Here is a 22,976-nt window from a genome sequence, read left to right as displayed (position 1 = left end):
GCACATGTGGTCGTTCAGCGCCTGGCGGCGCAAGCGCACCCTGGCGCGCTACCCGATCGAGCCGCGGCAATGGCAGGCGATTCGCGAGCGCCTGCCGATGCTCGATGGCATCAGCGAAGCCGAGGACCACTGGCTGCGTGAAGCCTGCATCCTGTTCCTGCTCGACAAGCACCTGACCACCCTGCCCGGCGTCGAGCTGGACGACGAGCAGCGCCTGTTCCTCGCCGCCCAGGCCCAGTTGCCGCTGCTGCACCTGGGCGAGCTGAACTGGTACCAGGGCTTCCACGAGATCATCCTCTACCCCGACGACTTCAAGAGCCCCCAGCGCCACCGCGACGCCAGTGGCGTGGAGCATGTGTGGGACGGCGAGCACAGCGGCGAGGCCTGGCAACAGGGCCCGGTGATCCTGGCCTGGGCCGGGGTGCTGGCCAGCGGCGGCTGGGAGGCCTACAACCTGGTGATCCACGAGCTGGCGCACAAGCTCGACATGCTCAATGGCGATGCCAACGGCCTGCCGCCGCTGCACAGCGGCATGCACGTCGAGGCCTGGGCCAGCGCCATGCAGCAGGCCTACGACGACCTCAACCGCCAGCTCGATGCCAACCCCGACGTCGAGACCGCCATCGACCCTTACGCGGCAGAAAACCCGGCCGAGTTCTTTGCCGTCACCAGCGAATATTTCTTCAGCGCGCCCGACCTGCTGCAACAGGCTTATCCACAGGTGTACCAGCAGCTCGTGCTGTTCTACCGCCAGGACCCGCTGGCACGCCTGACGCGGCTGCAGGCCGAACACCCCGACTACCGCGAAAGCCACGCCTGATGCGCCCGCGCATCAGGTCGGGCGTGGCATGGCCTGACAGAATGTGCCTATAATCGCGCCACTTTTTTTGATCAAACACGGGGGCACTGCCCAATGAGCTACAGCAAGATTCCGGCTGGCAAAGACCTGCCGAACGACATCTACGTCGCTATCGAGATCCCGGCCAACCACGCGCCGATCAAGTACGAAATCGACAAGGACAGCGACACCCTGTTCGTTGATCGCTTCATGGCCACCCCGATGTTCTACCCGGCCAACTACGGTTTCATCCCCAACACCCTGGCCGACGACGGTGATCCGCTGGACGTGCTGGTCGTGACCCCGTACCCGGTTGCCCCAGGCTCGGTGATCCGCGCCCGCCCGGTCGGCGTGCTGAACATGACCGACGACGGCGGCGGCGACGCCAAGGTCATCGCCGTACCGCACGACAAGCTGTCGCAGCTGTACGTCGACGTGAAGGAATACACCGACCTGCCGGCCCTGCTGATCCAGCAGATCGAGCACTTCTTCGCGAACTACAAAGATCTCGAGAAGGGCAAGTGGGTCAAGATCGAAGGCTGGGAAGGCGCCGACGCCGCCCGCGCCGCGATCACCAAGTCGGTCGCTGCCTACAAGGGCTGATAGCGATTGCGAAAAAAGACCCGCTTCGGCGGGTTTTTTTGTGGGCGGCGACTGAGCGGTAAAAAGTCCTACAGCTTCCTACGCAAACGCCCTACAACAGAGCTCTTTTCGCACATTTGCCATCAACATCGGGTTCATTTCCCTACTCAAGCGTGGCCGCTAGACTCGGCCCCATGAATACTTCCGGTGACCGCCTAAAGGCCCTGCTCCAAGAATGCGGCCTGACCCCTTCCGACTTCGCCGCCCAGCGGCGTGTCACGCCCCAGCACGTGAACAACTGGTTCAGGCGCGGCATTCCCCTGGCTCGCCTGGACGAAATCGCCGACCTGTTCTGTGTGCACAGGCGCTGGCTGCGCTGCGGCGAAGGGCCCAAGCACCCAAGCTCGATCCTGCGGGTGGACGCTTCCAGTGCCAAACCGGCGTCGACGCACTCGCTGTCCAAACCTGACGGCAGGCTGCTGCAGATCCCCTTCCATGACGTGCGCGAAGGCCGCCTGGCCGCCCTCGACGGGCATTGCCTGCGCCTGCCGGCCCAGGCCCTCAAGGCACTCGGCGTGGCCCCCGACAATGCCGTCAGCCTGGCCATGCCTGCCAGCAACATGACGCCCTGGCTCCCGCGCGAGGCGATCCTGGCCGTCGACCTGAGCCAGACCCGCGTGGTCGATGGCGAAATCTACGCCCTGCTGCACAACGGCGTACTCCGGGTGAACAGCCTCAGCCGCGGCCACAACGACACCCTGTGCCTGCACAGCAACGACCGCCACAACTTCCCCGTGGAGCGCTACACCCGCGCCCAACGCCAGGACCAACGCCTGGAAATCCTCGGCTGGGTGTTCCACTGGTCGCATTACCGCCAGCGCCGCCCCGGCTGAAACACCCTGTGCCAATTTTTGCTGGGCATCCTGTGCCAGCCTCTGTATGCTACGCCGCACATTAAGCCCCGGCCGGCGCAAGCCGCGTTCCAGAGGGCTCGGCAGCACTCCATACGAGCGTTCGCCCTCTCTTTCAGGCCCTTGTCGGCCACACCGTTAAGGCGGTTGCGGCTTACCATAAATTAGCCGGAAACGTCCCCGAGAAGCCGGCCACAAGCCGGCTTTTTAATGCCTGCGATTCACCCGCAATGTCCTTTTTGCCAGTCGCCACTCAACGTGTAATGATAATGCCTATCATTAACGGGCGAAGACCTTCATGGCCGCGACAGACCCCACCGACACCCTGGATAGCCTTTATCGTGACAACCATGGCTGGCTGCAGGCCTGGCTGCGCCGGCGCCTGGGTGATCGCGAGCACGCGGCGGACATTGCCCAGGACACCTTCCTGCGGCTGATGGTGTCGGGGCGCATGCCCGGCCCGCGGGAGAGCCGCAGCTACCTTGCGCAAATCGCCCGCAACCTGGTCATCGACCAATGGCGCCGCCTGCGCATCGAGCGCGCCTACCTGCAAAGCATCGCGCACCTGCCCGAGCCTGAATCACCCTCGCTGGAGACCCGCGCGCTGATTCTCGAAACCCTTGTGCAGATCGATGCCATGCTCGACCGCATGCCGGATAACGTGCGCCAGGCGTTCTTGCTCTCGCAGTTCGAAGGGCTGACCTACCCGCAGATTGCCGAACGCCTCGGGGTCACGGTCAGCTCGGTGCAGAAGTACATGACCCGGGCGATCCTGGCCTGCTATCAACTGGTCTACGCGCCTTGAACCGCCGCTTCGACGCGCCGATCGACGCGGCCATCGTCGAGCAGGCCAGCCAATGGCTGATGCTGCACTGGGGCGGCGAGCTCGACGCCCAACAGCGCCAGGCATTCGCCACCTGGGAGCAGGCGCACCCGGAACACCGGCGAGCCTGGCAGCGCCTGCAGCAGTTGCAGGAGACCTTTGCCGCAGTGCCCGCGGACTGTGCCCGGGCGGTGCTGCGCGACAGGCCGGACCCGCAGCGCCGCGCCGCACTGAAGGCCCTTGGCCTGCTGCTGGTCGCCGGCGGCAGCGGCTACCTGCTGCACGACCAGCTGCCATGGCGCGCGACCTTTGCCCAGCATCGCACCGCCACCGGCGAAATCCGCCACATGCTGCTCAGCGATGGCACCCGCCTGGACCTAAACAGCGCCAGCGCCATCGACCTGCGTTTCAGTGTCCGGGAACGCCGAATCCGGCTGCTTGGCGGCGAAATACTGCTGACCAGCGGCCACGATGCAAACCGCCCGCTGATCGTGGAATCCGCCAGCGGCGATGTTCAGGCGCTGGGCACGCGCTTCTCGATGCGCGAGCTGAACAGCGGCACCCAGGTTGAACTGTTTGACGGCCAGCTGCGCGTCAGCCCCCGGCATGGCGCCTCGGTGTACATGAGCGCCGGTCACAGCCTGTGGTTCAGTGACAGCGCCTGCGGCCCGATGCGCCCCGCGAACCCCGACAGCAGCAGCTGGAGCGAGGGGCGCCTGGTAGCCGAGCGCCAACCGCTGGGGCACTTTCTGGCCGAACTCGAGCGCTATCGCCCGGGCTGGATTCGCTGCGATGCTGCGGCCGCCAGCCTGTTGCTGACCGGCGTATTCCCCCTGGAGAACACCGACAACGTACTCAAGGCCCTCGAGCGGACCTTGCCAGTGCGCGTGGAGACCGTGACCCGCTACTGGGTGACGGTCACACGCCGAGCCTGAGCAGAAAAAAACTTCATCAACCCTTGTCGGTTTTCATGCCCCGTTCGGGATAGGTCTTGAAAGCAAATCAAGAATCAGTCTCATCGGGGGAATCAGAGCGTGCTTTACCATCCACCACTGAAAAAGTTTGCCTTGAACGGCGCCTTGCGCGGCGGCCTGTTCGCCAGCCTGCTGATTGCCACGCCCACGCTGCCGGGCCTGGCATGGGCAGCCGATGCCAGCATGAGCCAGACGCGCCAGTACGCCATTGCCGCAGGCAACTTGGACCAGGTTCTGAACCGCTTCGCCAGCGACGCCGGGATCATGCTGTCGGTGGATGCACAGCTGACCGAAGGCAAGCGCAGTGCCGGCCTGCAGGGGCGTTTCGACGTGGCCCAGGGGCTCGAGCGGTTGCTCGCCGGCAGTGGCCTGCAGGCTGTCTACACCCAGGGCGGCTGGTCATTGCAACCGGTGCTGGACGGCCCGCTGCAACTTGGCGCCACCAACGTCAACGCACCCGAGGCGCTGGAAAGCGCCTGGGGCCCGGTCGACGGCATCGTCGCCAAGCGCAGTGCCACCGGCTCCAAGACCGACTCGGCGCTGGTGGAAATCCCGCAGACCATCAACGTGGTGACCGCCACCGAGATCCAGTCGCGCGCCGCCCAGAGCGTGACCGAGGCGCTGCGCTACACGCCAGGCATCACCGGCGGCGGTTTTTCCGACCGGGTGAAAATCTTCGATGAACCCACCTCCCGCGGCTTTTCACCCACGCCGCTGTACCTCGATGGCCTGCACCTGCCCTATGGCGGCGGCAGCACCGGCGGCGCGCTGCAGATCGAACCCTATGGGCTGGAGCGCATCGAGGTGCTCAAGGGCCCGGCGTCGGTGCTCTACGGGCAGAACCAGCCTGGCGGCATCGTCAACCTGGTGAGCAAGCGGCCGACCGCCGAAGCGCTGCACCAGGTGAAGTTCGAAGCCGGCAGCTACGACCACAAGAGCGCCGCCATCGACCTGGGCGGCCCGCTCGATGACGACGGCAAGTGGCTTTACCGGCTGACCGCGCTGGCCAACGACAGCAACGACGAGATCGATTACGTCGAGGAAAAGCGCCAGTTCATCGCCCCCAGCTTCACCTGGCGGCCCAATGAAGACACCAGCCTGACCCTGTTCGCCCAGTACCAGAAGGACAAAGGCGTACCCGAAGCACAGGGCCTGCCCGCCGTGGGCACGGTATTCGACAACCCCAACGGCAAGATCGACCGCGACCTGTTCCTCGGTGAGCCCGGCGTCAACGACTACCACCGCGAGCAATACGCCTTCGGCTACGAGGTCGCGCACCGGCTCGACGACACCTGGACGCTCAAGCAGAACGCGCGCTATGCCCGGGTCAACGACCATTACACAGCGCCCCTGCACGGCTACCGCTTCGTCACCAACCCGATCACCGAGGTCGATGACCAGCGCTACACCACCCGCTATGGCGTGGACTGGCAACAGGACAACAAAGTCTTCGGCGTCGACAACATCGCCCAGGCCGAATTCGACACCGGCCCGCTCAGCCACACGGCGATCATCGGGCTGGACTACTACCACTTCAATTCGAAGTTCGATGGTCTGTACGACTTCAACCCGCCGATCATCGACCTGTTCACCCCGGTCTACGGCCAGCCCCTGAACTTCGGCAACAACTACCGCTGGGACAACACCGTGACCCAGACCGGCCTGTATGCCCAGGACCAGATCAAGCTGGACAAGTGGATCTTCGTGCTCGGTGGCCGCTACGACTGGGCCGAAACCAACAACAAGGAGCCCTTGAGCGGCAACCACACCAGCAGCAAGGACGAGAAGTTCACCGGCCGTGGCGGCATCGTCTACCTGTTCGACAATGGCCTGGCCCCCTTCGCCAGCTACTCGGAATCGTTCCTGCCGCTTGCCGGTACAAGCGCCAAGGGCAGCGCCTTCTCCCCCTCCACCGGCAAGCAGTACGAGGCCGGGGTGAAATACCAGCCGCCGGGGCAGAACAGCTTCGTGCAGGTTTCGGCGTACGAACTGGAACAGAAGAACATCCTCACCACTGACCTGGTCAACCCAGGCTTCAGCAACCAGAGCGGTGCCATTCGCTCCAAAGGCATCGAGCTCGAAGCCAAGGCCGAGCTGAGCAAAGCCTTCAGCGTGATCGCCTCGGCGGCGCGCAACGACATCAAGTACACCAAGGACAACGACGGCCGCAAAGGCCGCCACCCGGCAGGCAACCCACCGCTGACGGCAGCGCTGTGGCTCAACTACATGGTGCTGGGTGATACGCCCTTGGCCGGCCTGGGTGCGGGCGTGGGCGCCCGCTACGCCCGCAGCAACTACGGGGATGACTACGAAGGCGCCTTCCAGATCCCCTCCTACACCGTGTATGACGCAAGCCTGACCTACGACCTGGGGCTGTCGGCCTTGCGCGTCAAAGGCGTGAAACTGGCGCTTAACGTGAAAAACCTTGCCGACAAGACCTATGTCGCCAGTTGCGTCAGCGAATGGGACTGCTACTACGGCGAAGGGCGCACGGTGGTATCGAGCGTGACCTACAACTGGTAAGCCATGCCAAGGACGCAGGTATTAAGCACGGCTGGGCATTGCTCGACGCCCGCTGCAGTGGGATGATTCGTAATTGATACGAATTCTCATTCAAGGCCACGCCGTGCCCACCCACCTGCTGCTCGCCGAAGACGACACCCACCTGCGCCACGACCTGGAACGCCACTTCATCCACCGTGGCTTGCGGGTTCACGCCTGCGCCACCGGCACCCAGGCGCTGAACGCCATGCAACACCAGCGCTTCGACCTGGTGCTGCTGGACATCATGCTGCCGGGCATCGACGGCCTCAGCCTGCTCGACCAACTGCGCCGCCAGCAGGCCGTGCCGGTGATGCTGATGTCGGCCCTGGGCGCCGAGCAGGACCGCATCAGCGGCTTCACCCGCGGTGCCGACGACTACCTGCCCAAACCCTTCAGCCTCGCCGAGCTCGATGCCCGCATGGACGCCCTGCTGCGCCGGGTTGCCCTCGACCGCCAGCCGGCCCAGCCGCGCAGCGATAGCTCGGTGACCCTCGATGCCGACCGCCAGGACGCCAGCCACCACGGCCAGGACGCCGGCCTGACCGGCTCGGAGTTTCGCCTGCTGGCCACGCTGCACGCCCACCCCGGCGAAGCGCTGAGCAAGGCATTCCTCTACCAGACCGTGCTGCACCGGGCCTACACCCGCCTGGACCGCGGCCTCGATGTGCACGTCTGCAACCTGCGCCGCAAACTCGCCGACATCGGCGCCCAGCACCTGCAGATCCAGGCGGTGCGCGGCCAGGGCTACATCCTGGTGAACACGGAAAACCGCTGATGCGTCGTCACCCGCTACTGTGGAAACTGGCGTTGCTGCAGGTGGCTTTCTGCCTGCTGCTGACCTGGCTGATCTGGACCTGGGGCCTGTCGGTGGAGCGCAGCACCTACTTCCTCGCCCCTGCCGACCAGGACTACCTGGCACGTTATGCACAGCAGGCCGAAAGCGCCTGGCGCCAAGGCGGTGCAGCCGGCGCCGAAGCCTATCGCCGCCAGCTCGAACAGGCTGAAGACACCTGGGTGGCGCTGGTCGGCCCGCGCCTGGAAAGCCTCGCCAGCACGCCGCTGAGCGCCGAGGACGCCAGCCACCTGACCTTCATGCGCAAGCTCGACTGGCCCATGAGCCGGCGCCTGCAGGACGAACTGCCCTACGTCAGCATCGCCTTCCCCGAACGCCCGCAGGACGGCCGCCTGGTCATCCAGCTACCCGAGCGCCTGCTGCCCACCGGCCTCACCCCCTGGACCCACGTCATCACCCACGGCGTGGCTCCCGCACTGCTTGCGCTGCTGATGGGCCTGGCGCTGTATCGCCACCTGGTGGCACCGCTCAACCGCCTGCGCGACCGCGCCGACGCCTTGCGCGCCGACGACCTGCAAAGCCCTGGCCTGGCCCTGCAAAAGCGCCGCGACGAACTCGGCGAACTGGCCCAGGCCTTCGAGCACATGGCCGGCCGCCTGCGCCAGAGCCTGGAGCAGCAACGCCTGCTGCTGCGCACGCTGTCCCACGAGCTGCGCACGCCGCTGGCACGCCTGCGCATCGCCCACGACAGCGGCCTGCCGCCGGCGCAGCTGCGCGAGCGCCTGGACCGCGAGGTAGGCGATATGCAGAAGCTGCTCGAAGACACCCTCGACCTGGCCTGGCTGGACACCGAACAGCCGCAGCTGCCAACCGAGCCGGTGCTGGTGCTGTCGGTGTGGGAAGCGCTGTGCCAGGACAGCAGCTTCGAAAGTGGCTGGAGCCTCGCCCGCCTGCCCTGCTCGCTGGGCACCGACTGCGTGGTGCAGGCCCACCTCGACAGCCTGGCCCAGGCCCTGGAGAACCTGCTGCGCAACGCCATCCGCCATTCGCCGGAGGGCGGCCGGGTCAGCCTGGATGGCTGGCGCGAGGGCGATTGCTGGCACCTGCGCCTGAGCGACCAGGGCCCCGGCGTGCCCCACGATGAGCTGCAGCGCATCTTCCAGCCCTACCAGCGCCTGGCCGGCAGCGGCGCCGGTTTCGGCCTGGGCCTGGCCATCGCCCGCCGCGCCGTCGAGCTGCAAGGCGGCAAGCTGTGGGCCAGCAATGGCCACCCTGGGCTGTGCCTGCACCTGCTGCTGCCGAGCGCTGCAAATGTTTAGAAAGTTAATGCGCTTTACTCTCAATTAAGAGTAATTATCATCCACGATCTCTTGCCTTCCGCCCGTTGCTCCGGAGATCGATGATGTTGCCCCGCCCGCTGCCTTTCGCCCCCTTCCTGCTGCTCTCCAGTTGCCTGCTTAGCAGCGCCGTGCACGCCGCCAACGACCAGCCCGCGCCGATCGAGCTGGAAAGCCAGAACGTGGTGGCCACCGCGCTGGAAGAGACCAAGCAGGCGCCGGGGGTGTCGATCATCACCGCCGAGGACATCAAGAAGCGCCCACCGGCCAACGACCTGTCGCAGATCATCCGCACCATGCCCGGGGTCAACCTGACCGGCAACTCCACCAGCGGCCAGCGCGGCAACAACCGGCAGATCGACATCCGTGGCATGGGCCCGGAGAACACCTTGATCCTGGTCGATGGCAAGCCGGTCAGCAGCCGCAGCTCGGTGCGCTATGGCTGGCGTGGCGAGCGCGACTCGCGCGGTGACACCAACTGGGTGCCGGCCGACCAGGTCGAGCGCATCGAAGTGATCCGTGGCCCGGCTGCGGCGCGCTACGGCTCCGGCGCCATGGGCGGGGTGGTGAACATCATCACCAAGCAGGCCTCCGGCGAAACCCACGGCAACATGACCGTGTACCAGAACTTCCCCCAGCACGGCGACGAAGGCGCCACCAAACGCGTGAGCTTCGGCCTCAACGGCCCGCTCACCGACACGCTCAGCTACCGCGTCTACGGCAACGTCGCCAAGACCGACGCGGACGACTGGGACATCAACGCCGGCCATGAGTCCGCGCGCACCGGCAACCAGGCCGGCACCCTGCCCGCAGGCCGCGAAGGCGTGCGCAACAAGGACGTCAATGGCCTGCTGAGCTGGCACCTGACCCCAGAGCAGACTCTGGAATTGGAAGCCGGCTTCAGCCGCCAGGGCAACATCTACACCGGCGATACCCAGAACACCAACTCCAACGCCAACGTAAAGAACATGCTGGGCAAGGAAACCAACATCCTCTACCGCGAGAACTTCGCCCTCACCCACCGCGGCGACTGGGACTTCGGCAGCAGCATGGCCTACCTGCAATATGAAAAGACCCGCAACCAGCGCATCAACGAAGGCCTGGCCGGCGGCACCGAAGGTATTTTCAGCAACACCGACTTCTACACCTCGACCCTGCGCGACCTGACCGCCCACGGCGAGCTGAACCTGCCGCTGCACGCCTGGCGCGACCAGACCCTGACCCTGGGTAGCGAATGGACCCAGCAAAAGCTCGACGACCCCAGCGCCAACACCCAGAGCACCAGCGAAGGCGGCGCCATCGGCGGCCTGCCCAGCAGCGGCCGTGACACCAGCTCGCAAGCGCAGATCTTCTCGCTGTTCGCCGAAGACAACATCGAAGTGCTGCCGGGCACCATGCTCACCCCGGCCCTGCGCTTCGACCACCACAGCATCGTCGGCGACAACTGGAGCCCGTCGCTGAACCTGTCCCACGCGCTGACCGACACCCTCACCCTGAAGGCCGGCATCGCCCGTGCCTACAAGGCGCCGAACCTGTACCAGCTCAACCCCGACTACCTGCTCTACAGCCGCGGCCAGGGCTGCTACGGGCAGAGCACCAGCTGCTACCTGCAAGGCAACGACAGCCTCAAGGCCGAAACCAGCATCAACAAGGAGCTGGGGATCGAGTACCAGCGTGATGGCTGGGTCGCGGGCCTGACCTACTTTCGCAACGACTACAAGAACAAGATCGACTCCGGCCTGAGCCCGATCGGCAGCGCGATCGGCGGCAGCGGCAGCTACGCCAACGCGGCGGTCTACCAGTGGGAAAACATCCCCAAGGCCGTGGTCGAAGGGCTGGAAGGCACCCTGACCATCCCGTTGAGCGAACAGCTGAAGTGGAGCAACAACCTCACCTACATGCTGCAGTCGAAGAACAAGGAAACCGGCGAGACCCTGTCGGTGACCCCGGCCTACACCCTCAACTCGATGCTCGACTGGCAAGCCAGCGATGACCTGTCGCTGCAACTGAGCGTGGCCTGGTACGGCAAGCAGAAGCCGAAGAAGTACGACTACCACGGCGAACGCGTCACCGGCTCCGCCAACGACCAGCTGGCGCCCTACGCCCTGGTGGGCGCCAGCGGCACCTATGCGCTGAGCAAGCACCTGAGCCTGACCGCCGGCATCGACAACCTGTTCGACAAGCGCCTGTACCGGGCCGGCAACGCCCAGGGCGTGAACGGCATCGAAGGGGCTGGCGCGGCCACCTACAACGAACCGGGGCGCACCCTGTACACCAGCCTCACCGCGTCGTTCTGACCCCAAGACGAGTATTGCCCGATGAGCAAGATGCCGTTGTACCTGGCCCTGGCACTGGCCCTCAGCGCCCCGGCCGCCCTGGCGCAGCCGGCGCGCGAGCAGAAGATGGACACTTCGCTGCTGCAGCGCCAGGACCTGGCCTACCGCTTCAGCCAGCTCGACCTGGACTCGGCCGACGGCCAGCGCCATTACCGGCTGTGGGTCGGCAAACCCGATCGCCCGGCGCCGGCTGCCGGCTATCCGGTGCTGTGGATGCTCGACGGCAATGCCGCGCTGGGCGCCCTGGACCGTGAACAGCTGCGCCGGCTCGCCGCAGGCCGGGCGCCACTGCTGGTGGCCGTGGGTTACCAGACCGAGCAACGCATCGAACGCGCCGGCCGCACCTTCGACTACACCCCGGCGCTGCCTGGGCAAGCCGAACAGCGCGACCCGCTGACCGGCCAGCCCAGCGGCGGCGTCGATGCATTTCTCGACCTGCTGACCCTGCGCATGCGGCCGATGGTGGCCGAGCTGGCACCGATCGACCTGCAACACCAGACGCTGTGGGGGCATTCCTATGGCGGCTTGGCGGTGTTGCATGCGCTGTTCACCCGGCCGGGCGCGTTCAGCGACTACGCGGCAGCCAGCCCCTCGTTGTGGTGGCACGACGGGGCCATCGTGCGTGAAGCGCAGGGCTTGCAGCAGCGCCTGGGTGACAGCCGGCCAAGGCTGCTGCTGATGCGCGGCGGGGAGGAGCCGGCCAACCCACGTGCGCAGGTGCAAGGTGATGTGGCGCGGCCAGCGCGGGAGCTGGCGGCGGACCTGGCCAAGGTGCCAGGGCTGCAGGTGCGCTTCGAACGCTTCGAGGGGCTGGGGCATGGGCCGATGTTGCCGGCTTCGCTGAAGAAGGTGATCGAGGGCCTGTCGCAGTAGAACGGCGCCGGCCCTATCGCCGAAGGTCGTAGCCGGGCGGGTTGCCAGCAGGGTGGCACAGTGCTGTATGCTTGCCCGGTCTTCAGGGCGGGGTGAAAGTCCCCACCGGCGGTAAATCGAAAGATGAGCCCGCGAGCGCCCCGGCCATGCCGGGGGTCAGCAGATCTGGTGCGACTCCAGAGCCGACGGTCATAGTCCGGATGAAAGAAGGCGTCAGGCAGGGGCCATTTCGGGCGCCCCTGCGCGCGCATTTTGTTCGCCCCGAGACGTTCATCGATCAATCACGAGGAGCGTTTCATGTCCACCCAACACCCGCAATTCCCCAATGTGTCCGCCGCCATCGCCGCCTTCCAGGCCGGGCGCCCTGTGCTGCTGCTCGACGATGACGACCGCGAGGACGAAGCGGACATCGTTGCCGCCGCCGAAAACCTCTCGCTGCAGACCATGGCCATGATGATCCGCGACTGCAGCGGCATCGTCTGCCTGTGCCTGGACGAAGCCACCGTCGACGCCCTGCAGCTGGCGCCGATGGTGCAGAACAACCAGGCCCGCCACGGCACCGGCTTCACCGTCACCATCGAAGCCGCCGAAGGCGTGAGCACTGGCGTTTGCGCCCAGGACCGCATCACCACCATCGAAGCGGCGCTGCGCTCGACCGCCGACCAGCGCCATATCGTCAGCCCAGGCCATGTGTTCCCGCTGCGCGCGCGCAATGGTGGGGTGCTGGCCCGTCGCGGCCATACCGAAGGCTCGGTGGACCTGGCGCGCCTGGCCGGGCTGCGGCCGGCGGCGGTCTTGTGCGAGCTGATGAACCCTGACGGCAGCATGGCCCGTGGCGAGCAGGTGGCGGTGTATGCACGGCAATACAACTTGCCGGTGCTGACCATCGAAGAGTTGGCGCGCTATCGCCAGGCGATGGTGGCACGCGAAGCGCTGCCCGCCTGATCCATCGCCGGGGCCGCTTTGCGGCCCATTCGCGGGGCAAGCCCGCTCCCACAAGTGGAGTGCCCCCAAGAAGTTGGACACCCATCCAACCTTGGGGGCAGTCCAGGTGGCGTGCTTGTGGGAGCGGGCTTGCCCCGCGAAGAGGCCGGTAAATCCAGCCTCAGCCTGCCTGAAGTTTGCTCCCCCCGCCCCGCTCTGCTAGTGTCGCGCCGTTCTGACCAGCCACCGAGACCCGTCGCCATGGCCCGCAAAAAAGCCTCCATCGATTTCGAGCAATCCCTCGCCGACCTGCAAGCCCTGGTCGAGCGCCTGGAGAACGGCGAGTTGTCGCTGGAAGACTCGCTGGCCGCCTTCGAGCAAGGCATCGCCCTGACCCGCGATTGCCAGGGCGCCCTGGCCCAGGCCGAGCAGAAAGTGCAGATTCTCCTGGAGCGCGACGGCGAGCTCGCCGCGCAGCCCTTCGATGCGGAGCCAGAAGAATGATCAGCGCTTACCAGGCCAGCAGCCAGGCGCGTGTCGACGCGGCCCTCGAACCGCTGTTCGTCGCCCCTTCCAAAGAGCTCGAGCGCCTGTATGCGGCGATGCGCTACAGCGTGATGAACGGCGGCAAGCGCGTGCGCCCGCTGCTCGCCTACGCTGCCTGCGAAGCGCTCGGTGTGCCGGCCGAGCAGGCCAATGGCGCCGCCTGCGCGGTGGAGCTGATCCATGCCTATTCACTGGTGCATGACGACCTGCCGGCGATGGACGACGACGACCTGCGCCGCGGCCAGCCGACCACCCACAAGGCCTTCGACGAAGCCTGCGCGATCCTCGCCGGTGACGGCCTGCAGAGCCTGGCCTTCGGCGCCCTGCTCGACCCACGCCTGAGCCCGCAATCCGACGCCATCCGCCTGGCCATGGTGCAGGCCCTGGCCAAGGCCGCAGGCCCGGCCGGCATGGTCGGCGGCCAGGCCATCGACCTTGGCTCGGTGGGCCTGAAGCTGGACCAGCAGGCCCTGGAATACATGCACCGGCACAAGACCGGTGCGCTGATCGAAGCCAGCGTGCGCCTCGGCGCCCTGGCCAGCGGCCGCGCCGAGCAGGCGCAGCTCGATGCCCTGCAGGCCTACGCCCAGGCGATCGGCCTGGCGTTCCAGGTGCAGGACGACATCCTCGACGTGGAAAGCGATACCGCCACCCTCGGCAAGCGCCAGGGGGCCGACGTCGCCCGCGACAAGCCGACCTACCCGGCCCTGCTCGGGCTGGAGGCGGCCAAGGCCTATGCGATCGAACTGCGCGACCAGGCGCTGGTCGCACTCCAGGGGTTTGGCGAAAATGCCGAACCGCTGCGGGCCCTGGCGCGCTACATCGTCGAGCGCCGCCACTGATCGGGGCCGCTTTGCGGCCCAATCCGCGCCCTGTCTGAATGGGCAGTATTTCCCACAATGGGGTAAACTGCCGCGTCTTAAACATCCATAACGACTCGCCTGATGCCCACGACGTTTCAAGAGATCCCCCGCGAACGCCCGGTCACGCCGTTGCTCGACCGCGCTGACACGCCTGCCGGCCTGCGCCGGCTGGCCGAAGCCGACCTGGAGACCCTGGCCGACGAATTGCGCCAGGAGTTGCTCTATACCGTTGGTCAGACCGGTGGGCATTTCGGCGCCGGCCTGGGCGTCATCGAGCTGACGATCGCCCTGCACTACGTCTTCGACACCCCGGACGACCGGCTGGTGTGGGACGTCGGCCACCAGGCCTACCCGCACAAGATCCTCACCGGCCGGCGCCAGCGCATGCTGACCCTGCGCCAGAAGGACGGCATCGCCGCCTTCCCGCGCCGCAGCGAGAGCGAGTACGACACCTTTGGCGTTGGCCACTCCAGCACCTCGATCAGCGCCGCACTGGGCATGGCCATCGCCGCCCGCCTGCAGAACAGCGCGCGCAAGTCGATCGCGGTGATCGGCGACGGCGCGCTCACCGCCGGCATGGCGTTCGAGGCGTTGAACCACGCCCAGGAAGTCGACGCCAACATGCTGGTGATCCTCAACGACAACGACATGTCGATTTCGCGCAATGTCGGCGGCCTGTCCAACTACCTGGCCAAGATTCTCTCCAGCCGCACCTACTCGAGCATGCGCGAAGGCAGCAAGAAAGTGCTGTCGCGCCTGCCTGGCGCCTGGGAAATCGCCCGCCGCACCGAGGAATACGCCAAGGGCATGCTGGCCCCCGGCACTCTGTTCGAAGAGCTGGGCTGGAACTACATCGGCCCGATCGACGGCCACGACCTGCCGACCATGATCGCCACCCTGCGCAACATGCGTGACCTCAAGGGCCCGCAGTTCCTGCACGTGGTGACCAAGAAGGGCAAGGGCTTCGCCCCGGCCGAGATCGACCCGATCGGCTACCACGCCATCACCAAGCTCGAGCCTGCCGACAAGCCGGCTGCGCCGAAGAAGCCCAGCGGGCCGAAGTACTCCGCGGTGTTCGGCCAGTGGCTGTGCGACATGGCCGCCGCCGACAAGCGCCTGGTGGGCATCACGCCTGCGATGAAGGAAGGCTCCGACCTGGTCGCGTTCAGCGAACGCTACCCAGAGCGCTACTTCGATGTGGCGATCGCCGAGCAGCACGCCGTTACCCTCGCCGCGGGCATGGCCTGCGAAGGCAGCAAGCCGGTGGTGGCGATCTACTCCACCTTCCTGCAGCGCGCCTATGACCAGCTGATCCACGACGTGGCGGTGCAGAACCTCGACGTGCTGTTCGCCATCGACCGCGCAGGCCTGGTCGGCGAAGACGGCCCGACCCACGCCGGCAGCTACGACCTGTCGTACCTGCGCTGCATCCCCGGCATGCTGGTGATGACCCCGAGCGACGAGAACGAACTGCGCAAGATGCTCAGCACCGGCCACCTGTACAACGGCCCGGCGGCCGTGCGCTACCCGCGTGGCACCGGCCCCAATGCGCCGATCAGCGCCGACCTGGAACCGCTGGAAATCGGCAAGGGCGTGGTTCGCCGCCAGGGCGAGAAAGTAGCCCTGCTGGTGTTCGGCGTGCAGCTGGCCGAGGCCCTGCAGGTGGCCGAGCAGATCAACGCCACGGTGGTCGACATGCGTTTCGTCAAGCCGCTGGACGAGGCCCTGGTGCTGGAACTGGCAGCTAGCCACGAGCTGCTGGTGACCATCGAGGAAAACGCCATCATGGGCGGCGCCGGTGCTGCCGTGGGCGAGTTCCTGGCCAGCCAGGCCGTGGTCAAGCCACTGCTGCACCTGGGGCTGCCGGACGTCTACGTCGAGCATGCCAAGCCGGCGCAGATGCTGGCCGAATGTGGGCTGGATGCTGCCGGGATCGAGGCTTCGGTGAAGGCTCGGATGGCCAAGCTGGGCCTGTAGAACACTTGGGGCCGCTGTGCGGCCCATCGCCGGCAAGCCGGCTCCCACATGAACTTCACCGGCCGCGAGGGCCATGGGGTACCTGTGGGAGCCGGCTTGCCGGCGATTGCTTTGGACGCCTCGATGAAAATCTCGACCTTTACCACCCTGCTCTGCCTGCCCATCCCGCTGCTGGCCAGCGAACGCGACGACGCGCTGAAACTCCCCGACGTGCTGATCAGCGCCAACCGCCAGGTCGAATCACGCACCGCCACCAGCGCCGCCAACACCGTGTTCACCCGCAGCGACATCGACCGCCTGCAACCGAGCAGCGTCACCGACCTGCTGACCCGCGTGCCCGGCGTCCAGGTCGCCCCCACCGGTGGCCGCGGCAGCCTGCCGGGTATCTTCATCCGCGGCACCAAGGCCGCCCAGAGCCTGGTGCTGGTCGATGGCGTGCGCATTGCCAACGCCACCTCCGGCGACAGCGGCCTGCAGTTTCTCGATGTCGACCAGATCGAGCGCGTCGAAGTGCTGCGCGGCTCGCGTTCGGCCATCTACGGCAGCGACGCCATCGGTGGGGTCATCCAGATCTTCACCCGCCGCGGCACGGGCCAGGGCCTGCAGCCGCGCCTGCGCCTGGCGGCCGGCAGCAACCAGACGTTCCAGCGCAGCCTGGGGCTATCCGGCGGTGACGGCGCAACGCGCTTCAACCTGGGCGCAAGCCTCGATGAAACGGCTGGTATCGACTCGACCGGGCCATCGTTCGCCAGCGACGGCGACCATGACGCCTATCGCAACAAGTCATTCAACCTGAGCCTGAGCCACACCTTCGGCGAGCGCTTCGAGGCAGGGCTGAACCTGCTCGACAGCCGTGGCCGCAGCGAATACGACAACCCCTTCGGCCGCTTCGACATGGACACCTTCGAAAGCGTCGGGCAAAAGCCCTACACCGATTTTGTCGTCAGCAGTGTCGGCACCTACTTCGACGCCCAGCTCAACGACCTCTGGCACTCGCGCCTGGAGCTGGCCCACAGCGAAAACCGCGATGACAAACGCGACAAGCTGAGCGACGAACGTTTCGTCTTCAACACCTACCGCGACCAGGCCACCTGGCAGAACGACCTGGCCCTGAGCGACCAGCACAACCTGCTGATCGGCGGCGACTGGTACCAAGACCGCGTGCACGGCAGCACCGAGTTCACCGAGGACAGCCGCTGGAACCGTGCCGCGTTCATCCAGCACCGCTTCAGTGGCGAGCAGTTTTCCACCGAAGTGGGCGTGCGCCGCGACCAGAACCAGCAGTTCGGTGGCCAGACCACCTGGAGTGGCAGCCTCACCGTGCCGCTCAACGCACAGAACGATGTGCTGCTGTCCTACAGCGAAGGCTTCCGCGCGCCTACCTTCAACGACCTGTACTACCCGCAGTACAGCAACCCGGACCTCAAGCCTGAGCGGTCGAAAAGCTACGAACTGCAGTGGCGCAGCCAGCTCACGCCCGACAGCCGCCTGGAGACGTCGCTGTACCGCACCGACCTGCAGGACGCGATCATCTTTGGCGAAGGCTCGATCCCGCGCAACGTCGCCTCGGCACGCATCAACGGCTTGGAAGTGGCGCTGGAGCAACAGTGGGGGCAATGGCGCAGCCAGCTTGGCCTGGCCCTGATCGACCCACGCGACCGCGACAGCGGCCATACCCTCGCCCGCCGCGCACGGCGCACCTTGAGCCTGGACCTGGATCGCCAGTTCGAGCGCTTCACGGTTGGCGGCAGTTGGCAGGCGGTCAGCGCCAGCTACGACGACGAGGCCAATCGCAACCGCCTGGGCGGCTATGGCCTGTTCGGCCTGCGCGGCGGCTGGGCCCCAACGGATGAGCTGAAGCTGGAAGTGAAGCTGGATAACCTGCTCGACAAGGCCTACAGCCGGGCACAGTACAGCTTCGATGCCAACAACTACGACTACCGCGAAGAAGGCCGCACGGCGCTGTTCAGCGTCACCTGGACGCCGGCGCTCTAGCCGCCAGCAGCGCGCACAGGCGGGCGGTGGCTTCGATCATCTGCCCGCTGGGCCGCTCCAGCCCTTTGTCCGGCACCACCAACAAACCCTCACCTGCCACCGCGCTCAGGCGTGGCCAGGCTTTCCAGCTGGCCAACTGCGCCGCGTCAGCCGCCAGGATCACCTGCGGGTCACGCAACAGCACCGATTCCACGTTGACCTGCGGCGCAGGCTGGCTGAGGTCGGCAAAGATGTTGCGCGCACCACACACCGCCAGGGCATCGCTGACCACCTGCCCGCCACCCAGGGTGTACAGCGGCCGGTCCCAGACCTGATAGAACACCCGCAGCGGCTCGGCGCGCCGATACTGCTGGCGCAACTGGCGCAGGCGCTCGCCCAGGGCCGCCACATAGCGCCGCCCCTGCTCCGCGCGCCCGACCCGCACGGCGATGGCCTCGATCTGCGCGAGCAACTGGTCCAGGTCATGGGGTTCGGCGCTGTAGGTGGCGATGCCCAGGCGCTTGAGCTGGTCGCGCTGGGCGGCGGCGACGCTGCCGCGCCACAGCAGCAGCAAGTCCGGCTTGAGGCTGAGCAGGCGCTCCATGTCCAGCTGCCCCTGGCGCCCCACCGAAGGCAGGCTGGCCAGCGCGGCGGGCCGTTCGCCGCCGTCGAGCACGCCCACCAGCAGGTCGTCGGCCTGCAGTTCGAGCATGATTTCACTCATCGAGGGGGCAAGGCTGACGACCCGCAGCGGCTCACCGGCCTGTGCGCTGCAGGCCAGCCATGCCAGCAAGCCGAGCAGGATGCGCATCAACCCAACTGACGCGGGATGCGATAGAGGTAGAGCAGCACCACGGTAGACAGCGCCAGCAGGATCTGCGGCACGGCTTCGAGCCCCACCAGCACCGACAAGGCGCCGACCCAGGCCGGGAAGCAGGCGTACAGCATGGCCATGCGCCGCACGCGCGCCAGCTCGATCCACGCGGCCGGCTCCTCGGCGCTGCCGAGTACCTTGGAGGTGGCGATCAGGGCGCGCTTGTAGGCGCCGAAGCGCGGCAGGCTGAGGAACATGGTCGCCGCGCCGGCGATGAACAGCGGCATGGCCAGCACCGGGATCAGCGCCTCGCCACCGCCAAAGGCCCAGGCCATCACCGGCAGCGGCACCAGGCCGACCGCCAGGTATTGCCACCAGGCCAGCGCCAGGCGCCGCTTCACCTGGCCGCGGGTCACGCCTGGGGCACCTCGCCCTGGTGCTCGTTGCCCAGCATGTGGCCGAGCTTGCCGGCCTTGGTGGCCAGGTAGTAACGGTTGTGCGGGTTGTGGCCGGTGTGCAGCGGCACACGCTCGGCAACCTTGATGTTCATGTCGGTCAGCGCCTTGACCTTGCGTGGGTTGTTGGTCATCAGGCGCAGCGCCTTCACGCCCAGGTGCTCGAGCATCGGCAGGCACATGGCGTAGTCACGCTGGTCGGCGGCAAAACCCAGACGCTCGTTGGCCTCGACGGTGTCAGCGCCACCGTCTTGCAGTTCGTAGGCGCGAATCTTGTTCAACAGGCCGATGCCACGGCCTTCCTGGCGCAGGTACAGCAGCACGCCACGGCCTTCGCGGGCAATCGCCTGCAACGCGGCTTCCAGCTGCGAACCGCAGTCGCACCGCTGGCTGAACAGGGCATCGCCAGTCAGGCACTCGGAGTGCAGGCGCCCCAGCACCGGCTCGCCGTCGGCGAAATCACCCAGGCTGAGCACCACGTGCTCACGGCCAGTGGCTTCGTCGAGAAAGCCATGCATGGTGAAAGTCGCAAAAGGGGTCGGGAGTTTAGAGGCGGCAACAAAGACGACGGGCACGTTGTGCTCCTGGATAAGTAGGAAATTTCTCGTGAAGCGATTGTATCAGCAGGTTGGCGCCTGTGCGCTCGTTGAATACCGTGGCTTAAGATCGAAAAGTTCGATGCTTAGGTTGCCTGGCAGCGCTCCCCCACCACCTGTGGGAGCCGGCTTGCCGGCGCTAGCGCTCTCGATTACTGCGGCTTGCTGTCGGGTGTAAACGGATACGGCTGCTTCCAGTGCTCGAAGATCGGCTTCAGCTCGCCGCTGCGCACAAGCTCAGCCATGCGCCGGTCGAACAGGTCGCGCAGGGCCCTGGCCTGATCGTTGCGGGCAAAGGCCAGGTACAACGGCAGTTCGGCGACATGGGTGCGGCGAAAGCGCTCGGGCTGCGAACTCTGCCCCAGCACGTAGTCGACCTCGGTCTGCGCATCGATGTAGAAGTCCACGCGGTCATGCTCGAGCATCGGCAGGATGCCTTCGCGGCGCTGGATTTCACGGAAGTTGTGCACGTTGGGCAGGTAGCTGGCGTAGTCATAGCCGCGTACCCAGGCCAGGCGGTAGTTGCCGACCGTTTCATGGGTCGGCACCGGCTTGCTGGCAAGCCCCAGGGCATAGATGTGGTCCATGTCGAAGTGCCAGCGGGGGTAGAAATTGTCGTCGCTCTCTTCCTTGTACGAGCCGACCCAGGCATCCGCTTCGCCGCGCTTCACCAGCCCGACCGCGCGGCTGTAGGGCACGCCCTGGGCCACCACCTTGACCCCAGCCGGCTCGAACACCTTGCGCAGTACATCCCAGGCCACGCCGGTACCATCGGCATTGGTGTAGTCGGCCCATTCTTCACTGACCAGATGGATCTGCCTGGGCACGTCATCGGCTGCTGCCACCCAGGGAGCCAGGGTCAGCAGCATTGCCAGCAGCACAGTCCTTATGGCCATCGAAGCACTCCCTGTTTCAGCCTACCGCCCACACCAGAAGCTGCATGCCCAGCCAGGCGAACACGCCGGCCAGGATATCGTCGAGCATGATGCCGACCCCGCCATGCACATGGCGATCGATCCAGCGAATCGGCCATGGCTTGAGGATGTCGAAGAAGCGGAACATCAGGAACCCTGCCAGGATCCACTGCCACCCTTCCGGCACCAGCCAGAGGGTGATCCACATGCCGACCATCTCGTCCCAGACAATGCCTTCATGGTCGTGCACGCGCAAGTCATTGGCGACTTTGCCGCATAGCCAGAAGCCGAACAGCATGGTGACGCCCAGCAGCAGCCAGTAGCCCCAGTCCGGCAGCATCTGCCACAGCGGGATGAACGGAATGGCCACCAGCGAACCCCAGGTGCCCGGGGCCTTGGGCAGGGTGCCGGAGCCGAAGCCAAAGGCGATGAAGTGCCACGGATTGCGCCAGACCGATGGCGGAACGAACTCCGCAGGCACCTGTTTGGGGTGGTCGGTCACGGTGTCTCCCTAAAGTGTTGATAGCCCCGTTGCACGGGGATGATGTCCAGGCCCTGCGGGTCACGCAGGGTCACCCCTTGGCCCGCGAGCACGCGGCCGACCACATGCACCTCGCAACCCGCCAGGGCCGCCAGCGCATCGGCGGGCAAGGGGAATGCCAGCACGTAGTCGTCGCCACCGGTGAGCGCGGCCTGCACGGCGCCTTCGCGGCCGAGAAACGCCTCTAGTGCAGGAGACACTGGCACCTGGGCCAGGTTCACCTCGAGCGCGACCGCAGAGGCCTTGGCGATGTGCCCACAGTCGGCGAGCAGGCCGTCGGAGATGTCCAGGGCCGAGGTGGCCAGGCCACGCAAGCGCCGGCCAAGCTCCAGCTGGGGCAGCGGTGACCAGTAGTGGGCCAGCAGCGGCTCGGCCTGTTCGGCCGGGGCCTCGCGCTCACCGAGCACCAGCGCCAGCGCACCGGCCGCCTTGCCCAGCGTGCCGCCCACGCACAAGAGGTCGCCCGGCCGCGCGCCGCTGCGGCGCAGGGCCTGGCCAGCCGGCACGCGGCCGAACACGGTAACGGTGATGCTCAACGGGCCGCGGGTGGTGTCGCCGCCGATCAGGCTGATGCGGCAACGCTGGGCCATGCGGCTGAGGCCGTCGGCGTAGGCCTCGAGCCAGGTGGGGCCAACTTCGGGCAAGGTCAGGGCAAGGGTGAAGCCGATGGCCTCGGCGCCCATGGCCGCCAGGTCGCTGACCGCCACGGCCAACGAGCGCTGGCCGAGCAGGCGCGGGTCGCAGACTGCGGGGAAATGCACGCCGGCAACCAGGGTGTCGGTCGACACCGCCAGCTGCTCGCCGGGGGGAAGGTCAAGCAGGGCGCAGTCGTCGCCGATCCCCAAGGCCACGCCCTCGCCGCCCTGCGCACAGGGCGCGGCGGCGAAGTAATGGTTGATCAGCTCGAACTCACCCATGATCAGGCAGCGCCAGGATCAGCGCTTGTTCGCCTTGACTTCTGCTTCGCGCAGCGACGGCGCGAGCTTGTCCAGCACGCCGTTGACGAACTTGTGGCCGTCGGTGGCACCGAAGACCTTGGCCAGTTCCACGCCTTCGTTGATCACCACGCGGTACGGAACGTCGACGCGCTTGATCAACTCCCAGGTGGACAGGCGCAGCACGGCCAGTTCGACCGGGTCGAGCTCTTCCAGTGCGATGGTCATGCAAGGCGCCAGCGCCTTGTCGATTTCGCCCTTGATCGCCGGAACCCCATGCAGGATCTCGCGGAAATAGGCACCGTCGACATCGGTGAAATCGTTATCCACCCGGAACTGCGCTTCGATCTCGTTCAGCGAGGCACTGGCCATATGCCACTGATACAGCGCCTGGGTCGCGAGCATGCGGGCTTCGCGGCGCTTGGC

22 protein-coding genes and 1 riboswitch are annotated in these 22,976 nt (G+C 66.5%); of the genes, 15 read left to right on the top strand and 7 right to left on the bottom strand.

All coding sequences use genetic code 11. The annotated features are described in order from the left end of the window. Positions 1-4 precede the first annotated feature (4 nt). From B3E94_RS05190 to B3E94_RS05120, 15 genes are all read left to right on the top strand, one after another. Positions 5-820, top strand: coding sequence for a zinc-dependent peptidase (locus B3E94_RS05190; protein ID WP_176517342.1), 816 nt, complete (start codon positions 5-7; stop codon positions 818-820). Positions 821-913: 93 nt separating this feature from the next. After that, positions 914-1,441 carry an inorganic diphosphatase gene (ppa, locus tag B3E94_RS05185; RefSeq protein WP_003255365.1) on the top strand — a complete coding sequence of 176 codons (528 nt, stop codon included), beginning with the start codon at positions 914-916 and terminating at the stop codon, positions 1,439-1,441. Positions 1,442-1,614: 173 nt separating this feature from the next. Further along, positions 1,615-2,313, top strand: coding sequence for a LexA family transcriptional regulator (locus B3E94_RS05180; RefSeq protein WP_286912585.1), 699 nt, complete (start codon positions 1,615-1,617; stop codon positions 2,311-2,313). A 316-nt stretch (positions 2,314-2,629) separates the two neighbouring features. Further along, positions 2,630-3,136 carry a sigma-70 family RNA polymerase sigma factor gene (locus B3E94_RS05175; protein WP_176517340.1) on the top strand — a complete coding sequence of 169 codons (507 nt, stop codon included), beginning with the start codon at positions 2,630-2,632 and terminating at the stop codon, positions 3,134-3,136. Then, on the top strand, positions 3,133-4,089 hold the full coding sequence (locus B3E94_RS05170) for a FecR domain-containing protein (RefSeq protein WP_286912584.1): 957 nt from the start codon (positions 3,133-3,135) through the stop codon (positions 4,087-4,089). The genes B3E94_RS05175 and B3E94_RS05170 overlap by 4 nt, the downstream gene beginning before the upstream one ends. A 117-nt stretch (positions 4,090-4,206) precedes the next feature. Continuing rightward, on the top strand, positions 4,207-6,651 hold the full coding sequence (locus tag B3E94_RS05165; RefSeq protein WP_409521249.1) for a TonB-dependent siderophore receptor: 2,445 nt from the start codon (positions 4,207-4,209) through the stop codon (positions 6,649-6,651). 103 nt (positions 6,652-6,754) lie between these two features. Further along, a complete protein-coding gene (locus tag B3E94_RS05160; protein WP_286912581.1) occupies positions 6,755-7,447 on the top strand; it encodes a response regulator transcription factor in 693 nt (230 codons plus the stop codon). Continuing rightward, on the top strand, positions 7,447-8,784 hold the full coding sequence (locus B3E94_RS05155; protein WP_176517337.1) for a HAMP domain-containing sensor histidine kinase: 1,338 nt from the start codon (positions 7,447-7,449) through the stop codon (positions 8,782-8,784). Before B3E94_RS05160 ends, B3E94_RS05155 begins: the two co-directional genes overlap by 1 nt. Before the next feature lie 83 nt (positions 8,785-8,867). Then, positions 8,868-11,099, top strand: a complete 2,232-nt coding sequence (locus B3E94_RS05150; RefSeq protein ID WP_286912590.1) for a TonB-dependent siderophore receptor — start codon at positions 8,868-8,870, stop codon at positions 11,097-11,099. Positions 11,100-11,120: 21 nt separating this feature from the next. Further along, on the top strand, positions 11,121-12,011 hold the full coding sequence (locus B3E94_RS05145) for an alpha/beta hydrolase (protein ID WP_286912579.1): 891 nt from the start codon (positions 11,121-11,123) through the stop codon (positions 12,009-12,011). Between the two features lie 74 nt (positions 12,012-12,085). Then, positions 12,086-12,227: riboswitch (FMN riboswitch) on the top strand. Positions 12,228-12,308: 81 nt separating this feature from the next. Next, positions 12,309-12,956: a 3,4-dihydroxy-2-butanone-4-phosphate synthase gene (gene ribB / locus B3E94_RS05140; protein WP_286912577.1), complete on the top strand. Its 648-nt coding sequence runs from the start codon at positions 12,309-12,311 to the stop codon at positions 12,954-12,956. A 240-nt stretch (positions 12,957-13,196) separates the two neighbouring features. Beyond that, positions 13,197-13,439, top strand: a complete 243-nt coding sequence (locus B3E94_RS05135) for an exodeoxyribonuclease VII small subunit (protein ID WP_133330127.1) — start codon at positions 13,197-13,199, stop codon at positions 13,437-13,439. Beyond that, entirely contained in the window at positions 13,436-14,323 is an 888-nt protein-coding gene (gene ispA / locus B3E94_RS05130; RefSeq protein ID WP_236238038.1) for a (2E,6E)-farnesyl diphosphate synthase, read from the top strand. The genes B3E94_RS05135 and ispA overlap by 4 nt, the downstream gene beginning before the upstream one ends. 102 nt (positions 14,324-14,425) lie before the next feature. Beyond that, on the top strand, positions 14,426-16,321 hold the full coding sequence (dxs, locus tag B3E94_RS05125; RefSeq protein WP_286912575.1) for a 1-deoxy-D-xylulose-5-phosphate synthase: 1,896 nt from the start codon (positions 14,426-14,428) through the stop codon (positions 16,319-16,321). A gap of 123 nt (positions 16,322-16,444) precedes the next feature. Continuing rightward, positions 16,445-18,316, top strand: a complete 1,872-nt coding sequence (locus B3E94_RS05120; RefSeq protein ID WP_286912574.1) for a TonB-dependent receptor domain-containing protein — start codon at positions 16,445-16,447, stop codon at positions 18,314-18,316. On the opposite strand, the gene B3E94_RS05115 is transcribed toward B3E94_RS05120, so the two are convergent. The 7 genes from B3E94_RS05115 to nusB all read right to left on the bottom strand — a co-directional run. After that, the gene (locus B3E94_RS05115; RefSeq protein ID WP_286912573.1) at positions 18,294-19,106 is read right to left on the bottom strand and encodes a cobalamin-binding protein; all 813 of its coding nucleotides are present in this window, start codon (positions 19,104-19,106) and stop codon (positions 18,294-18,296) included. The genes B3E94_RS05120 and B3E94_RS05115 overlap by 23 nt on opposite strands. After that, positions 19,106-19,525: an MFS transporter gene (locus tag B3E94_RS05110; RefSeq protein ID WP_286912572.1), complete on the bottom strand. Its 420-nt coding sequence runs from the start codon at positions 19,523-19,525 to the stop codon at positions 19,106-19,108. The genes B3E94_RS05115 and B3E94_RS05110 overlap by 1 nt, the downstream gene beginning before the upstream one ends. Then, positions 19,522-20,139, bottom strand: coding sequence for a GTP cyclohydrolase II (ribA, locus tag B3E94_RS05105; RefSeq protein ID WP_176517328.1), 618 nt, complete (start codon positions 20,137-20,139; stop codon positions 19,522-19,524). The genes B3E94_RS05110 and ribA overlap by 4 nt, the downstream gene beginning before the upstream one ends. Before the next feature lie 173 nt (positions 20,140-20,312). Beyond that, a complete protein-coding gene (locus tag B3E94_RS05100) occupies positions 20,313-21,056 on the bottom strand; it encodes a substrate-binding periplasmic protein (RefSeq protein WP_236238033.1) in 744 nt (247 codons plus the stop codon). Positions 21,057-21,072: 16 nt separating this feature from the next. Beyond that, positions 21,073-21,576: a phosphatidylglycerophosphatase A family protein gene (locus B3E94_RS05095; protein WP_176517326.1), complete on the bottom strand. Its 504-nt coding sequence runs from the start codon at positions 21,574-21,576 to the stop codon at positions 21,073-21,075. After that, positions 21,573-22,532 carry a thiamine-phosphate kinase gene (thiL, locus tag B3E94_RS05090; protein WP_286912569.1) on the bottom strand — a complete coding sequence of 320 codons (960 nt, stop codon included), beginning with the start codon at positions 22,530-22,532 and terminating at the stop codon, positions 21,573-21,575. The genes B3E94_RS05095 and thiL overlap by 4 nt, the downstream gene beginning before the upstream one ends. An 18-nt stretch (positions 22,533-22,550) precedes the next feature. Next, a partial coding sequence (nusB, locus tag B3E94_RS05085; protein ID WP_286912567.1) for a transcription antitermination factor NusB occupies positions 22,551-22,976 on the bottom strand: 426 nt, incomplete at its 5' end.

Origin of the sequence: Pseudomonas sp. UBA6315, assembly GCF_002438125.1 — a bacterium.
In the GTDB taxonomy this organism is placed as follows: Bacteria; Pseudomonadota; Gammaproteobacteria; order Pseudomonadales; family Pseudomonadaceae; genus Aquipseudomonas; species Aquipseudomonas faucium.
This window is presented reverse-complemented; position numbering and strand designations above follow the sequence as displayed.